This window comes from Frateuria edaphi (assembly GCF_021117405.1).
GTDB classification, from domain to species: Bacteria; Pseudomonadota; Gammaproteobacteria; order Xanthomonadales; family Rhodanobacteraceae; genus Frateuria_A; species Frateuria_A edaphi.
The window spans coordinates 415772-431646 of the sequence record NZ_CP088251.1 but is presented as its reverse complement, the minus strand read 5'-3'; the positions used below and the strand labels follow the sequence as shown (position 1 = coordinate 431646).

The window sequence follows — 15875 nt, the reverse complement described above, 5'->3', positions numbered from 1 at the left end:
TTCCTACTCGCCGCGCAACGCATGCATCGGCGGCACGCGCGCAGCGCGCAACGCGGGCAGCAGGCAGGCGAACAGGCCGGCCAGGGCCAGCACCGCGCACACGCCCGCCAGCGCGAGCGGATCGAGGACGGTACGCCCGATCTCCTCGAGCACCGCGCCGAGCACCCGCGACAGGGCGAGCGTCATGCCCACGCCGAGCAGCATGCCGATCGCGATCTGCCCGATGCCTCCACGCAGCACCAACCGGACCATGCCCGCGGGCGGCGCACCCAGCGCCATGCGCACGCCGAACTCGCGCTGGCGCGCGGTCACGGCGACCGTCATGACCGCGTACATGCCGGTCGCGGCGAGCGCCAGCGCCAGCAGCGCGAACAGGCCGATCAGGAACAGGTCGCGGCGCGTGTCGCCGGTGGTGGCGTGCACGACGTCGTCCATGGTCGACAGGTTGGCGATCGGCTGCTCCGGCGCGACGGACGCGACGGCGGCACGGGCGGCACGACGGAACTCGTTGGGATCACCCTGCACGTGCAACGCGAAGCGCAACGGCTGGTAGGAACGAAACACCCGCAGGATATGTTCAGGCACCTGCGCCAGAGGCAGATAGACGAACCCGCGCTTGTACCCGTCCAGCGGGCCGAACTGCCGCGTGTCGCCTACCACGCCGACGATGCGCGCCGTGACCGGACGCATGTCCGGGTCATCGGCCAGGGCCTTGCCGGCGGCGTAACCGCTGTAGTCGTTGACGACGATCTCCTTGCCCACGGCGTGGCCACCGTACTGCTGTTCGGCCAGCGTCCGGTTCACGATGGCGACCGGTTCGCCGCCGGCTACGTCCGTCGCCTGGAAGGCACGCCCTTCGCGCACGGGGATGCGGAACACCGAGAAGAAGTCGTCGCTGATTCCGCGTATCTGCGGGCTCGGGCGAATGTACTCGCCGCCGGGCGGGTGGATGCCGCCCATGCTGAACTGCTGCTCGAACGTGCCCGCGGGCAGCCCATTGGTGACGGCGACGCCTTCGACGCCCGGTACCGCCCGAAGGCGGGTCATCAGTCCCTGCACCAGGTCCTGCGTGGAAGCACCATCAGGATGATTGGCGCGCAGGGGCGCGAGGTCAAAGGTGAGGACGTGGTCGCTGGCAAATCCCAGCGGCGTGCGCGCCGCGTCGTAAAGCGCATGCAGGAACAGGCCGGCGCCGCACATCAGGCACGTCGCCAGCGCCATCTGCGCGATCACCAGCGCCCGGCCCACGCGTCCGCTGTGGCTGCCCTGGCTGCGGCCCCCTTCGTGGAGCGCCTCCCGCACCGAGCCCGTGGCCACCCCACGCCAAGCGCCGAACGACGCGGCGGCCAGCGCGCCCGGCACGGCAATGGACAGCGCCAGCAAGGCTGCCCCGCCCGAGATGTGCAGCGACTGGCCATGCGTCCACTCGGCCGGAACGTAACCGCCGAGCAAGGCGAGTCCGATCGCAGCGAGCCCGAGGCCCGCGATGGCGCCAATGGCGCCTACCAGCACGCCCTCGGCACAGGCCGGCAATGCCAGGCGCCAGGTCGGCGCGCCGAGCGCATGGCGCACGATCGCATCGTGGCGGCGCGACAGGGTGCGCAACAGCATCAGGTTGCCCAGGTTGACCAGCGCGATCAGCAGCACGCACAGGGCGCCTGCCAGGAACAGCCGCATCGCCGGGCGCTGCTGTTGATGCAGCATGGCCGCCAGCGGCACGCTGCCGATGTGCACCTTTTCCAGGTAGTCCCGTTGCACGCCCGGCATGTCGGCGAACATGGCGCGGATGGCCGCGTCCACCTGCGCGTTCACCGCGGCGATGGAACGGGCAGGCGCGATCCGTGCGATGGCGAGGAAATCGGCGCCGTCGTCGTAGGTGTGGGGTGGCAACGCCAACGGCAGCATGATGTCGCCCGCGCCGAACTGGTCGAAGCTGGCCGGCAACACGCCCACGATGGTGCGCGCGACCCCCTCTACCTGCAGGGTGCGGCCTAGCACGGCCTGTCCGCCGTAACGGCGGCGCCAGAACCCCTCGGCGAGGATCGCGGCCCGGGGACCGCCCGGGCTGTCTTCCTGCACCGAGAAGCCACGCCCCAGCCGCATCCGCACGCCGAGCGTGGGCAAGAGGCTGCGGTCGGCCAGGAACGCGTCGATCTGCTCGGGTTCGCCATCGCCGGCCACGTTCACCGCCTTCAGGTCACCCTTGATCAGACCGATGGATTCGACGCCGTCGATGGACTGCACGTGCTGGTACTGCTGCGGCGACATGACGCCCTGAAGTTCGCCGTCGCTCACCGGACCCAGGACCACCAGGCGTTCGGGCGCGGCATAGGGCAACGGCCGCAACAACACGTCGTCGATCAGCACGAACACGGACGTGCTGGCGGCCACGCCCAATGCCAGCACGCCCGCGGCCAACACCAGGAAGCCGGGCCGCCGCAGGCTCGCGCGCCAGGTTTGCCCGATCTCGGCGAGCCAGGTGTTCACGCGTCGATCTCGATGCGCTGGCCGATCAGCGCATCCAGCCGCTGCTCGTCCTCGCGGCGGAGGCGGTCGAAGGTTTCCTCGTCGACCACGCGGCCGTCGAACAGGCGGATCTTGCGCTGGGCGAGTTCGGCGTAGCGGGCATCGTGGGTGACCATGCAGATCGTGGCGCCGCCGCGGTGCAGTTCGTCCAGCAGCGCCATCACCGCCTCGCCGTTGCGCGAGTCGAGATTGCCGGTGGGCTCGTCGGCGAGCAGGATCGCCGGCCGCCCGACCAGCGCGCGGGCCACTGCCACGCGCTGCTGCTGGCCGCCGGAAAGCTGCGCAGGATAGTGGCGCATGCGATGGGCCATGCTCACGCGTTCCAGCGCTTCCTGCACGCGCGCGCGGCGCTCGTTGGCGCCGATGCCGCCGCGGTAGGTGAGTGGCAGCTCGACGTTCTCGTAGACCGACAGGTCGCCGATCAGGTTGAACGCCTGGAAGATGAAGCCGATCTCCGCATTGCGGATGCGCGCGCGCTCGGCCGCGTTCAGCGCGGCGACGTCGTGCCCGTTGAGGACGAAACGGCCGTCGGTGGCGGTGTCGAGCAGGCCGAGGATCGACAAGAGCGTGGTCTTGCCGCAGCCGGAAGGACCGGAGATCGAGACGTATTCGCCGCGCGCGACGGTCAGGTGCACGTCGGACAGGGCGTGGGTTTCCACCTCGTCGGTCTGGAAGATCTTGCGGATGCTTTCGAGGGTGATGACGTTGGCGTTCGTGTTCATCGGTTCTCCTGCGAGGGCGGTCCCGCCGCGTAAGGTGGGCTTCAGCCCACCATCCCTGCCGCGGGTGGTGGCGTGTGTGGTGGGCTCAAGCCCAACCTTCGGGGTCATGACTTCATTCGATGCGGATGCGGTCATAGCCATCCCACTGGCTGGTGTCGGAAAGAATGACCCGGTCCCCGGCCTTCAGGCCACGCAACACCTGCACGCGATCGACCGAGGCTGCGCCCACGCGCACCGGCACGCGGGTGGCAGTGTCGCCGGCCGGGTCGAAACGGAAAAGGCTCAGGTCGCTGTCGGGCTTGGCCAGCGCCGGGCGCCCGACCGACAACACGTGATCCAGCTGGGCGATGCGGATGCGACCGTCGACGGAAAGGTCCGGCCGCGCGCCGGCAGGCAGCTTGCCGGTCAGCGCCACGTCGATCTGCACGCTGCCGTTGCGCACGGCCGGATCGATCCGTTCCACGCGACCGGCCACGATGCCGTTGTGCGTATCCACGCCGACCGGCATGCCCATTGCCACGTCCTTGGCCTGCACCTCGGGCACCTGCAGTCGCGCGATCAGCACGTCCGGCCGGGCCACGCGCGCCAGGCTGGCCCCTTCGGCGACGCGGGCACCTTCCTGCACGGCCACCTCCTGCAGCACGCCGGCGATGCCGGCGGTGACGTCAAGCGCATCGGCCTGGCGCTGGCGCAGCACCAGGTTGCTGCGTTGCTGTTGCGCGTGCGCCTGCGCCGCGTCCATCTGCGCCTTCATGCTCCCGGCAAAGCTGTCCACGCGTTCCTGCTCGATCTGCATGCGCGACTTCAATTGCTTCAGCGCGATCAGGCCCTGCTCGTACTGCACGCGCGGGATCAGGTCCTTCTGCACGGCCTTGGCGTCGGCCTGCGCCCGGACCTGCGCCTGCGCGTAGTCGGACTGCGCCTGCGCCAGCGCGGCGCGTTCGTCCAGCAACTGCGAATGCAGTTCCGCGCGCTTGGCGGCGACCTCCGCTTCGGCCGCCGCCACCTGGGCCTGCGCGTTGCGCAGCGCGTCCTCGACTTCCGGGTTGGCCAGGCGCATCAGCACGGTATCGGGCGCCACGGTGGCACCGGGCCAGATAAGGATCTCCTGCACCTGCGCCGCGGTGGCCGCCGCCAGCCAACGGCTGGAGCGCGGCACCAGCGTGCCGGTCGCACGCACTTCCTGCAGCATCTCGCCCTGTTGCACGGCATCGATCCACAGGCTGGAGCGATCGGCCATCGGCAAGGCCGGCCCCAGGCGCGCGATCACGATGGCAAGGGCCGCGGCCGCAAGCACTCCCGCGGACATGCCCCAACGCAGGCGGCGACGTTTGCGGAGTTTCAGGGCGGTGTTGGCGATGTCCATGCAGGCACCGTGGCAAGCAGCGTGCCAACGCGCGCAAGAGAGGCCGGCCGGGCTTTTTCCCCCGCGGGTGCACGCCGCGTCGTCCGTTTCCGGATCGCGCCATCCGCTGGCGGACACGGCGCGGGTCCCTGGCGCTGGTGACTTGCCCTGCCGATGCCGGGCGCGGCGAATCCCGCGTCTCCGCCGCCGGCTGGACTGCCGCCGGGGTCCGCCGGCCCTGCCCCCGAAGCTTGGAATCAGCCGGTGTTCTGCAACCCCTGCGAGACGCCGTTGACGCAGGCGACCAGCGCACGCAGCAGCGCCTCGTCCTCGCTGCCGCCGTTACGCCAGCGCGCGAGCAGGTCGACGGTGAGCAGGCTCATGGGATCGACGTAAGGGTTGCGCAGGCGAATCGAGACCGCCAGGCGCGGGTTGTCGGACAGCAACCCATCGCCGCCCTTGAGCTTGAGGAGCCAGCGACGGGTGCGCTCGAATTCCTCGCCGATCATCGCGAAGAACGGCGCGTGCAGGTCGCCGGCCAGGCGCGAGAACGCCTCGGCGATGTCGAGATCGCACTTGGCCAGCACCATCGCCACGTCGTCCAGCGCGTTGGCAAAGAACGGCCAGTCGCGCGCCATCTGGGCCAGGGCCTCTTCGCCAAACGCGTCCGCACCCTGCTCCAGCGCGGTGCCCAACCCGTACCAGCCGGTGATGATCGAGCGGCACTGGGTCCAGGCGAACACCCAGGGGATCGCGCGCAGGTCCTGCACGCCGCGCATGCTGCGGCGGCTGGCCGGACGCGAGCCCAGGGTCATGCGCTCGACCACGTCGATCGGCGTGGCGGTGCGGAAGTAGTCGACGAAGCCCTCGCGCTCGACGAGCGCGCGGTAGTGCTGGCGGCTGTGCGCGGCGAGGGCTTCCATCTGATCGCGCCACTGCGCTTCGCGCGGCTCCTGCGCGCGCGGGCGCAACGAGGCCCGCAACACGGCGCTGACGGTCTGCTCCAGGTTGCGCAGCGCCAGCGCGCGGATACCGTACTTGCGATGGATCACCTCGCCCTGCTCGGTCACCCGCAGCACGCCGGCGACCGAGCCGCGCGGCGAGGACATCAGCGCGGGCGCGATGCGCGAGCCGCCGCGGCTGGCCGAGCCGCCGCGACCGTGGAAGAAAGCCAGGTGGATGCCGGCTTCCTTCGCCACGCCGAGCAACTCGGCCTGCGCGCGTTGCAGGGCCCAGCGCGAGGCGAGCGTGCCGCCATCCTTGCCGCTGTCGGAATAGCCGAGCATGACCCACTGGCGATCGCCGCGCGCGCGCAGGTGGGTGCGGTAGACGGGATCGGCGAGCAGCGCGCGCAGCGTGGCGGGGGCGTGCTTGAGGTCGTCGACGGTTTCGAACAGCGGCGCGATGTCCAGCGGTACCGCCGTATCGTTTTGCCCGCTGGACACGGACTGCGCGCGGGCAGGTTCGATCAGGCCGCCGTAGCGCGCCAGCGCGAGCACCGCCAGGACATCGGCCGCCGAGTGGGCCATGCTGATGATGTACAGCCCGATCGCCTCGCTGCCGTAACGGCGGCGGGCGTCGCCCAGCGTGGCGAACACGTCGTACAGCGCGGTCACCGCCTCGGCATGGCTGATGGCGAAGCGCTCCTGTCCGGCAGCATGGGCGCGCAGTTCACGCGCTCGATCAGCCGCCGGCCGGCTCGCCCAGTCGGCATCGTCGAGCAACGCGGCCAGTGCGTCGTCGTGTACGCGCGAGTCCTGCCGTACATCGAGCCGCGCGAGGTGGAAACCGAAGGTACGCACGCGCCAGATCACCCGGCGCACGGCATAGGCGCCGGCGTGCAGGCCGCAGTGGCCTAGCAGGCTGTCGTCGATCAATTGCAGGTCGTCCAGCAATTCGGCCGCGGACGCATAACCCTCCGCGCCGTTGTCCCCGGTCGCTTCCAGTCGGGCGCCGATCAGCGTGAGCAGGCAGCGGTAGGGCATGTCGGCATGGCGCGGTCGGATGCGTGCGGCGGCCTGCGGAAAGCGCTCACGGTAGTCGTCCAGGCGTGCGGCAAGTGCGGGGTCGACCGCTACCCGCCCGCGGGTCTGGCTGAGCAGTCGCGCGAGGCTCGCGACGTCGGCGACGTAGCGCTCCAGCACGTGGGCGCGCTGGGTCGCCAATGCGGCGGCGATGGTTTCCGCGCCGACGTTCGGATTGCCGTCCATGTCGCCGCCGACCCAGCTGGCGAAGCCGAGCAGTCGCGGCAGCGGCATGGTCACGCCATAGACTTCCTGCAGGGCGGCCGCCAGCGATTCGTACAGCGCCGGAACGATGCGATAGATCGGGTTGGAGAGGTAGAAGCCCACGTGATCGTGTTCGTCCTGCACGGTGGGACGCACCGGCGAGGCCTCGGCGGTCTGCCAACCGGTGGACAACGCCATGTAGATGCGGTCCTGGTCCTCGGCGCATTCCTGCGGCGTGCGGCCCGGGTCGAATCCGTCGACCAGCGCGCGCACGATCGCCTGCTCCTTTTCCAGCAGCGAACGCCGCATCGCCTCGGTGGGGTGCGCGGTGAATACCGGCTCGATCCACAACCGCGCCAGCCAGCCCAGCAATTCGTCCGCGCCCACGCCTTCGCGCTTGAGCCGACCCAGCACGTCCAGCAGGGATTCGGGCTGCGCCGGGCCGCCCTCGCGCTGGTAGTCGCGGCGGCGGCGGATGCGGTGCACGCGCTCGGCGATGTTGACGGCCTGGAAGTAGGTGGCGAAGGCGCGCGCCAGCGCTTCGGCCTGGTCCGCGTCCAGACCATCGAGCGAGCGCGCCAGCGTGGCCACCGGATCGCCCTCGCGGCGGCGGTGGATGGCCGCCTGGCGCACCGCTTCCACCCGCTCGAAGAAGCGCTCGCCACCCTGCTCGGCAAGCATCTGGCCGACCAGTTGGCCGAGCCGGCCGACGTCCTCGCGCAGGGGGCCGTCGTGGGGCAGGTAGTCGGTGTCGCGGCTTGCTTCCATGGCGGCTCCCGGTGAGTTTGCCCAAGACTAGCCAATCGGCCGCCAACACCTTGTGGGAGCGTCCGCGGGCGCGACCCGGGGCGGTGCCGGTCGCGCCCACGGGCGCTCCTACAGAGAAATCGCACGGACGGTATAATGAGCGCCTTTCGTGCCCACCGAGGGGCGCTGCGACCGTCGTGGGACGGCCAGGCTCGGCGGACATGTGCAGCAACGGCGCTCACCCATGCGGACCTTCGCCCGCACAGGCCAAGGTTCCCCAAAGAACCGGAGACAAGCATGAACGCCGCCATCCAGGCCCACCCCGACCACGACTACAAGATCCGCGACATCTCGCTGGCCGACTTCGGCCGCAAGGAGCTGGACATCGCCGAGCACGAAATGCCCGGCCTGATGTCGATCCGCCGCAAGTACGCCCCGCAGGCCCCGCTCAAGGGCGTGCGCGTGACCGGCTCGCTGCACATGACGATCCAGACCGCGGTGCTGATCGAGACGCTCAAGGACATCGGCGCCGACGTGCGCTGGGCCTCGTGCAACATCTTCTCGACGCAGGACCACGCCGCCGCGGCGATCGCCGCCTCCGGCACACCGGTGTTCGCCTGGAAGGGCGAGACGCTGGAGGAATACTGGGATTGCACGCTCGACGCGCTGTCCTTCCCCGACGGCAAGGGCGGCTTTCTGGGCCCCCAGCTGGTGGTGGACGACGGCGGCGACGTCACGCTGCTGATCCACAAAGGCTACGAGCTCGAGAACGGCAGCGACTGGGTGAACTCCGCCTCGGGCAGCCACGAGGAACAGGTCATCAAGAACCTGCTCAAGCGCGTGCACAAGGAGCGCCCGGGCTACTGGCACACCGTGGTCAAGGACTGGAAGGGCGTCTCCGAGGAGACCACCACCGGCGTGCACCGCCTCTACCAGCTGGCGCAGGAAGGCAAGCTGCTCGTCCCGGCGATCAACGTCAACGACTCGGTCACCAAGAGCAAGTTCGACAACCTGTACGGTTGCCGCGAATCGCTGGCCGATGGCTTGAAGCGCGCGATGGACGTGATGCTGGCCGGCAAGGTCGCGGTGGTGTGCGGCTACGGCGACGTCGGCAAGGGTTGCGCGCATTCGCTGCGTGCCTACGGAGCGCGCGTGGTGGTCACCGAGATCGACCCGATCAACGCGCTGCAGGCGGCGATGGAAGGTTTCGAGGTCAACACGGTCGAGTCGACCCTGGGTCGCGGCGACATCTACGTCACCACCACGGGCAACAAGGACGTGCTCACGCTTGCCCACATGCAAGGCATGAAGGACCAGGCGATCGTCTGCAACATCGGCCACTTCGACAACGAAATCCAGGTCGACGCGCTGAACGCCTCGGGCGCCGAGCGCCTGAACATCAAGCCGCAGGTGGACAAGTACACCTTCAAGGGCGGGAATTCGATCTTCCTGCTGGCCGAAGGCCGCCTGGTGAACCTCGGCTGCGCCACCGGCCATCCGAGCTTCGTGATGTCCAACTCCTTCTCGAACCAGACGCTGGCACAGATCGACCTGTGGGCGAACAAGGACCTCTACGGGCCGAAGGTCTACATCCTGCCCAAGAAGCTGGACGAGGAAGTGGCGCGCCTGCACCTGGAGAAGATCGGCGTGAAGCTGACCACGCTGACCAACGAGCAGGCCGCGTACCTGGGCGTGCCGGTGGAAGGTCCCTACAAGCCCGACCACTACCGCTATTGAGCGATCCACCGCTCTGCAGAGGAAAGGGCCGCAGCGATGCGGCCCTTTTTTCTTTCCCCCACGCGATCCGGCTACGCAACACACTTCACTCAACGCGAGAGCATCGGAAACGGACGCGCGGCGACGGATCGGGCGCCGGCAAGCCTGGCCCGGATGCGTTCACGGATGGCCCGGGTTTCCGGCCTCTGCACCGCCTCGAACTTCGCCATGCCCATCAGTGGCCGGATATCGGCTCGCTTCGTCACGCTGCGCTATTCGGCGCACGCATTACCCGGCCTCGTCGGCCGTGAGCGGGATCTCGATATCGCATTCCACCCCAGCCGTGGGGTAGCGGATCGATGTCTTCCCGTGCAGTTCCGCCTGGATGCCGCGCTCCAGCAGGCGCGTGCCGAAGCCCTGGCGCTTCGGGGGCATGACCTGCGGGCCGTCCCGTTCCAGCCATCGCAGGTGGAGCACGTGCAGGTCCCCCGCCTGTTCGACGCTCCAGCCCAGGTCCACCCGACCGGACGGCGTGGACAGGGCGCCGTACTTGGCAGCATTGGTGGCAAGCTCGTGTATCGCCATGCAGAGCATCAGGCCGACCCGCGGCGCGACAATCGTGTGACTTCCCTCGAGCACGACGTTGGCCTTGCTGAGGTAAGGCGCGACGCAGGCCTCCAGCAGCTCTTGGAGTTCGGCGTCCGCCCAACTGCGCCGGCTGAGCTGGTCGTGGGCCCGGCTCATCGCCAGGATCCGGCCTTCCACGGCATGCCGGAACTCCTCCACGTTCCGCGCGCTCTTGGCCGCCTGTATCACCACCGACTGCACCGAGGCCAGGGTGTTCTTCACGCGGTGGTTGAGCTCGTCCAGCAACAGCTTCTGCCGCTGCTCGGCCTCCTTCCGCTCGGTGATGTCCACCAGCATGTTGATCGCCCCCGTCAGTCTCCCCGACGGGTCCCGCAGGGGTGTCGGATAGGGCATGAACCAACGTCGCGTGCCATCGGGGCGTTCGGCGATCGCTTCGGCGCCGCGGACCGGCCGGCCTTCCTTCAGCGCGACCGCCATCGGACATGCCTCGTGCGGCAGCGGCGACCCATCCGGATTGAGCAGGCGCCAGGTGACGCACCAGTGATTCCCGCTTTCGGGGCGACGTCCGGCGAAGTCGACGGCAGCCTCGTTGTAGAAGTCGATCCTGCCGTCCGGGTCGGTGGTGTAGATGGCGGCGGGAAGCGCTTGCAGCAGCTGCTGGAAGCGGTGCTCCGATTCGCGCGCCCGATGGAGGCTTTGCAGCGCGGCGCGGCCGGCCTCGTGCGCATCGAGCAGCTTGACCGTCCGGTAGGCGGCCGAGGCGAAGCGGCCCATGCTCTCGAGCTGACGCAGGTCCTCGGCGTCGAACCTGCGATGTGTGCTGTGGGCGATCACCCAGATCGTACCGACCGCCTTGCCGTCGACGCGGAACGGCACCAGCAGCCCCTCCTCCGCGAGCGGCACCGCCTCGGCGAGGTAGGGATAGCGCTTTTCCCAGCGGCTGAAGAGCAGCGGTGCGTCGCGGTCGAGCACATCGCCACACGGCCCGAAGCCGCGCGGGGTGCCGCCTCCCAGGTGCGGGCTCCAGCCTCCCGCGATCGCGGCCCAGTAGAAGGCGTCGCCGTCGTCGGTGAGCAGGCTCATGCCGGCCGAGTCGGCGTTCAATGCATCCAGCATCGTGTCCGCGAGCGTCTGCAGGATCGACTGCGGCGCTTCACCCAGGGCCTGGGTGAGCCTGGCGAGCGCGCGGTTTTCGTTCTCGTAGTCGGGGGCGCGGTTCGGCCGGCGCCACAGCTCGTCGGTTCTCAGGATAGCTTCCAGCGGTACCACGCCGCCGTCCGCGCTCGTGGTCATGGGCAAATGCCCGGCGCGTGGTGGGGCCGCGATCGGCGACTGATCGCCGCGTGCGCTCGTCATTCGACTCGTCTCCAGTGACCCAGCGGCCGGCCGCGATGGCAGGGGAAGCGCCGCGCGGCATCTTCCGGCAGCGGACGACAGCAGGCCGGACGGGAAAGACTAGCATCCGGGCCTCTGGAGCAAGCGGCCCAAACCATCTATCGCTTCATCGCGATGAACGTATAATGCCGCCCACGCACCGCAGGAATGCACCGATGCCGGCCATCAGTTTCGAATTCTTCCCACCCAAGACCGACGAGCAGCGCGCCCAGCTCGACCGCGCGGCACAGATGTTGAGGACACACGCACCCGACTACGTTTCGGTGACCTTCGGCGCGGGCGGTTCGACGCTGAGCTATACCGGCGACACCGTGGCGCGGCTGCATCGGGAGCACGGCCTGCCGGTGGCGCCGCATCTGTCGTGCATGGGCGGCACCAAGACGGAGATCGCCGCGTTGCTGGACGGCTATCGCGCCGCCGGCTACCGGCGCATCGTGGCGCTGCGTGGCGACCTGCCCTCGGGCATGGCCTCGCCGGGAGACTTCCGTTACGCCGCGGAACTGGTCGCCTTCATCCGCGAGCACTCGGGCGATCATTTCCAGATCGAGGTGGCCGCGTATCCGGAAACCCATCCGCAGGCGGAGGACGCGCTGCGCGACCTCGCCCATTTCAAGGCAAAGGTCGACGCCGGCGCGAACGGCGCCATCACGCAATACTTCTTCAACCCCGATGCGTATTTCCGCTTTGTCGACGACGTGCGGCGGCTGGGCGTCGGCGTGCCGATCGTGCCGGGCATCATGCCGATCACCAACTTCAGCCAGCTCAAGCGCTTTTCCGATGCCTGCGGCGCGGAGATCCCGCGCTGGATCGTCAAGCGCATGCAGGCCCACGGCGACGACGCCGAATCGATCCGCACGCTCGGCGCCGAGGTGGTGGCGCAGCTGTGCCGGCGCCTGCTCGACGGTGGCGCGCCGGGGCTGCACTTCTACACGCTGAACCGGGCCAAGGCGACGCAGGCGGTTCTTGCCCAACTGCACTGAAGCGTCCATGCCGGGCGGCTATGCTCGGGCGATGTCCATGCTGCGCCTCGCCCTGTTGCTCTTGCTGGTTCTGGCCGCCCTGCCCGCCCGCGCACAGTCGCCGATCTACCATTGCATCGCCGCCGATGGGCATCCGGTCTTCACCGACCAGCCCTGCGCCGCTCTACAGGCCACGCCCGCGCCGGCCTCGTCGGCTGCCGCGGAGGCACCTTCGCTGCGCCCGCCCGCGGTCACCTGCGCCGCCGATGTGGACCAGTTGCGCGGCGCGGTGATCGATGCGTTCGCCAACGCCGATGCCAACCGCCTGGCCGGACTCATGCTCTGGGGTGGTTATGGCGAACATGCCGTGGTGAACGACATCGGCGCACTGGCTGCACTCATGCGACGGCCGTTGGTCGGCATCGATCTGCCGCCCGACGGAAGCGGTTCGGAACTGGTGGTGAGCACGGTGCCCGACGAGGGCAGCACGGAAAGCGGCGAAACGCATTTTGCCATCGAGCCCCGCGCGGGCTGCCTGTGGTTGCGCCAGGAGTAGGCACGCGCGGGCGATGGTGCCCAGCGGTTATGATGGGCGGTCCCCTGCAAGGAGAACCGTCATGGCGCAGCAATACCCCGAGTGGATCTGGCAGAACGGCACGATCAAGCCGTGGCGCGAGGCCACTACCCACGTGATGTCGCATGCGCTGCATTACGGGTCTTCCGTGTTCGAAGGCATCCGCAGCTACGCCACGCCCGATGGCGCGGCGATCTTCCGCCTGACCGACCATTTGAAGCGCCTCTATCAGTCCGCGCGCATCTACGACATGGTGCTGCCCTACTCGCAGGACGAGCTGGCCACGGCCTGCCGCGACGTGATCAAGAAGAACGGCCTGACCGCCGCCTACCTGCGCCCGGTGGCGTACCGCGGCCTGGGCGGCTTCGGCCTCTCGGCCGAGACGCCGATCGACGTGGCGGTGGCGGCGTGGCCGATGGGCCCGTACCTCGGCCCGGAGGCGCTGGAACAGGGCATCACCGCCTGCGTGTCCAGCTGGCAGCGGTTCGCGCCCAACACCATTCCGGCCGGCGCCAAGGCCGGCGGCAATTACCTCTCCGGCCAGCTGATCGCCCGCGAGGCGCGCCGCCTGGGCTTCGGCGAAGGCATCGCGCTGGCCAACACCGGTCTGCTCAGCGAAGGCGCGGGCGAGAACCTGTTTTTGGTGTTCGACGGTGTGCTGCACACCACGCCGGCCAGCGCCTCGATCCTTACCGGCATCACGCGCGACACGCTCAAGGCGCTGGCGCACGAGGACGGCATCGAAGTGGTCGAGCGCGACCTGCCGCGCGAGTACCTGTACCTGGCCGACGAAGTGCTGATGTGCGGCACCGCCGCGGAGGTCACCCCGATCCGCTCGATCGACGGCAAGCAGGTCGGCAACGGCACCGCCGGGCGCGTGACACGCCGGTTGCAGGAGCTGTATTTCGGCCTGTTCGATGGTCGTACCAATGACCAGTGGGGCTGGCTGGAGCCGGTCTGACCGACACCGCGATTCGCAGGCTGGGCGCAAAAACGAAGGGCCGCAGAGATGCGGCCTTTTCTTTTCATGAGCAGGCTTGCCGCGAGCCCCGGCCCTCACTCCCGGCTCTCCCACGAGGGGAGAGCGCGCAGGTCAGGCCGGCTCGAACACCAGGCTGGCGATGGCGCCGTTGGCGTCGCTGCGTGGACGCATCGATACCTGCCAGCCGTACAGGTCGCACAGCCGGCGCACGATCGCCAGGCCCAGCCCCGCGCCGCTGCCACCAGCGCCCTCGCCACGCACGCCGCGCTGGAACAGGCGCTCGGCATCCTCCGGCTTGATGCCCGGGCCGGTGTCGATCACCTCGATGCGGCCGGCGCCTACTTCGACCCGCACCTGGCCTTCCAGCGTGTACTTGATGGCGTTGCCGATCAGATTGGTAAGTGCGACCGACAACACCGAAGCCGGCGCATTCACGCTCACCGGCTCGCGCACGGCCAGCTCGATGCCCAACGGCTTGTCGCGCATCTGCGGACGCTGGCTCTCGATCACATCGGCGGCCACCCTGGCCACCTCCGTGGTTTCACCGCGCGTGGGACCACGCCGCTCAGCGCGAGAGAGCAGCAGCAGCGCCTCGATCAGCTCGGTGGCCTGGCGCGAGGCGCGCTCGATGCGCTTCAACCGTTCGCGCAGCTTGTCGGTGAGGTCGGGCGAACCCTGCAGCAGCTCGGTGGTGCTGGCGATCACCGCCAACGGCGTGCGCAGCTCATGGCTGACGTCGGAATTGAACTCGCGGTCGCGCTCGACCATCGCGGTCAGCCGCGCCGCGTACTCGTCCAGCGCCAGTGCGAGTTCGCCGACTTCGTCATCGGCAAAATGCGGCGCCAGCGGATCGGCCTTGCCCGCCTTGCGGAAATCGCGCAATCGCGTGGCCAGCTCGCTGACCGGCTTGAGTACCTTGCGCGACAGCCACAGACCCAGCACCAGCGAGAGCAGGCCGAACAGGAAGACCGCGCCGATCACGCTGATCAGCAGTTGCTGCTTGCCCAGTTCGTCGCGCGAGATGTCGTAGCGCAGGAAGCTGTAGATGCCGTTCTTGTGCTCGACCGCGAGCTTGTAATGGTGGGTCTTGCCGTCCGCGCCGGTATCGCTGACGTCGTGGACGCCGTTCTCGAGATGCTGCCACTCGAGCGGCGCCTTGTAGATCGTCCGATCGCTCCATGTCCACGCTTCGACGATGCCGAACTTCGGCTGGCGATCCGGATGCTCGTGCACCTGCCGGTTGAGGTTGTCCACCTCGTCGAGCAGCGTGGCGGTAACGAGCTGGTCTTCGACGCGCGCGCGGATGTTCAGGGCCGAAAACGCAAACAACGCGCTGAGGCCGAAGCCGAACAGCGCGAAGGAGACGATCAGGCGGAAACGCAGCTTACGCCTGGACAGCATCCGGCTCGACCATGCGGTAACCGATGCCGTGGCGCGTGTGGATCAGCGGCTTGTCGAACGGCTTGTCGATTGCCGCGCGCAGGCCATGGATGTGCACGCGCAGGGAGTCGCTGTCGGGCAACTCCTCACCCCACACGCGCTGTTCCAGGTCCTGGCGGGTGACTACCGACGGACTGGCTTCCATCAGCGCCTGCAGGAGTTTCAGGCCGATCGGATTCAACTGGATCGACTTGCCGTCGCGGCTGACGGTGAGGGTGTCCAGGTTGTAGGTGAGGTCGGCGACCTTCAGCACGCGGCTCTGCGGACCCTTGCCGCGGCGCGCCAGCACTTCCAGCCGCGCGGCCAATTCCTGCAGCGCGAACGGCTTGGTCATGTAGTCGTCGGCGCCGGACTCGAAGCCGGTGAGCTTCTGCTCCAGCGCGTCGCGCGCGGTCAGCATCAGGACGGGCGTCTGCTTGTGCGCCTCGTGGCGCAGCTTGCGGGCCACGTCCAGGCCGTCCATGCCCGGCAGCGTGAGGTCGAGCACGATCACGTCGAAGTCGTGCACCACGGCCAGGTGCAGGCCGGTCACGCCGTCGCCGGCGAAATCGACCACGTGGCCGCGATCCTCGAGGTAATCACCGATATTCGTCGCGATATCGCTGTTGTCTTCGATCACAAGGACACGCATGCGCCACTCCAGAGGCCAAGGG

The 15875-nt window shown here is 68.9% G+C and carries 11 protein-coding genes and 1 riboswitch; of the genes, 4 read left to right on the top strand and 7 right to left on the bottom strand.

Annotation, left to right across the window (positions count from 1 at the left end; translation table 11 throughout):
- Positions 1-3: 3 nt before the first annotated feature.
- The 4 genes from LQ772_RS01920 to ppc form a co-directional block, all read right to left on the bottom strand.
- Positions 4-2487 (bottom strand): ABC transporter permease, encoded by a 2484-nt coding sequence (locus LQ772_RS01920; RefSeq protein ID WP_231323485.1) that lies wholly within the window; start codon positions 2485-2487, stop codon positions 4-6.
- Positions 2484-3248: an ABC transporter ATP-binding protein gene (locus LQ772_RS01915; RefSeq protein WP_231323484.1), complete on the bottom strand. Its 765-nt coding sequence runs from the start codon at positions 3246-3248 to the stop codon at positions 2484-2486. Before LQ772_RS01915 ends, LQ772_RS01920 begins: the two co-directional genes overlap by 4 nt.
- A gap of 112 nt (positions 3249-3360) precedes the next feature.
- On the bottom strand, positions 3361-4614 hold the full coding sequence (locus tag LQ772_RS01910; RefSeq protein ID WP_231323482.1) for an efflux RND transporter periplasmic adaptor subunit: 1254 nt from the start codon (positions 4612-4614) through the stop codon (positions 3361-3363).
- 236 nt (positions 4615-4850) lie between these two features.
- Entirely contained in the window at positions 4851-7589 is a 2739-nt protein-coding gene (gene ppc / locus LQ772_RS01905) for a phosphoenolpyruvate carboxylase (RefSeq protein WP_231323480.1), read from the bottom strand.
- A 151-nt stretch (positions 7590-7740) separates the two neighbouring features.
- Positions 7741-7815: riboswitch (S-adenosyl-L-homocysteine riboswitch) on the top strand.
- A 50-nt stretch (positions 7816-7865) separates the two neighbouring features.
- On the opposite strand from ppc, the gene ahcY reads away from it, so the two are divergent.
- A complete protein-coding gene (gene ahcY, locus LQ772_RS01900; RefSeq protein WP_231323478.1) occupies positions 7866-9305 on the top strand; it encodes an adenosylhomocysteinase in 1440 nt (479 codons plus the stop codon).
- Between the two features lie 267 nt (positions 9306-9572).
- Here ahcY and LQ772_RS01895 read toward each other — a convergent pair whose 3' ends face one another.
- Positions 9573-11165, bottom strand: a complete 1593-nt coding sequence (locus LQ772_RS01895; RefSeq protein ID WP_231323477.1) for a sensor histidine kinase — start codon at positions 11163-11165, stop codon at positions 9573-9575.
- 257 nt (positions 11166-11422) lie between these two features.
- Between LQ772_RS01895 and metF the strand changes: the two genes are divergently transcribed.
- The 3 genes from metF to LQ772_RS01880 all read left to right on the top strand — a co-directional run bounded on the left by metF (position 11423) and on the right by LQ772_RS01880 (position 13761).
- Entirely contained in the window at positions 11423-12247 is an 825-nt protein-coding gene (metF, locus tag LQ772_RS01890; protein WP_231323475.1) for a methylenetetrahydrofolate reductase [NAD(P)H], read from the top strand.
- A 37-nt stretch (positions 12248-12284) separates the two neighbouring features.
- Positions 12285-12782: a DUF4124 domain-containing protein gene (locus tag LQ772_RS01885; protein WP_231323473.1), complete on the top strand. Its 498-nt coding sequence runs from the start codon at positions 12285-12287 to the stop codon at positions 12780-12782.
- Between the two features lie 61 nt (positions 12783-12843).
- Positions 12844-13761, top strand: coding sequence for a branched-chain amino acid transaminase (locus tag LQ772_RS01880; RefSeq protein ID WP_231323471.1), 918 nt, complete (start codon positions 12844-12846; stop codon positions 13759-13761).
- Between the two features lie 132 nt (positions 13762-13893).
- On the opposite strand, the gene LQ772_RS01875 is transcribed toward LQ772_RS01880, so the two are convergent.
- Both LQ772_RS01875 and LQ772_RS01870 read right to left on the bottom strand, forming a co-directional pair.
- Entirely contained in the window at positions 13894-15183 is a 1290-nt protein-coding gene (locus LQ772_RS01875; RefSeq protein WP_231323469.1) for a sensor histidine kinase, read from the bottom strand.
- Positions 15167-15853, bottom strand: coding sequence for a response regulator transcription factor (locus LQ772_RS01870; protein ID WP_091340102.1), 687 nt, complete (start codon positions 15851-15853; stop codon positions 15167-15169). The genes LQ772_RS01875 and LQ772_RS01870 overlap by 17 nt, the downstream gene beginning before the upstream one ends.
- Between the last annotated feature and the right edge of the window lie 22 nt (positions 15854-15875).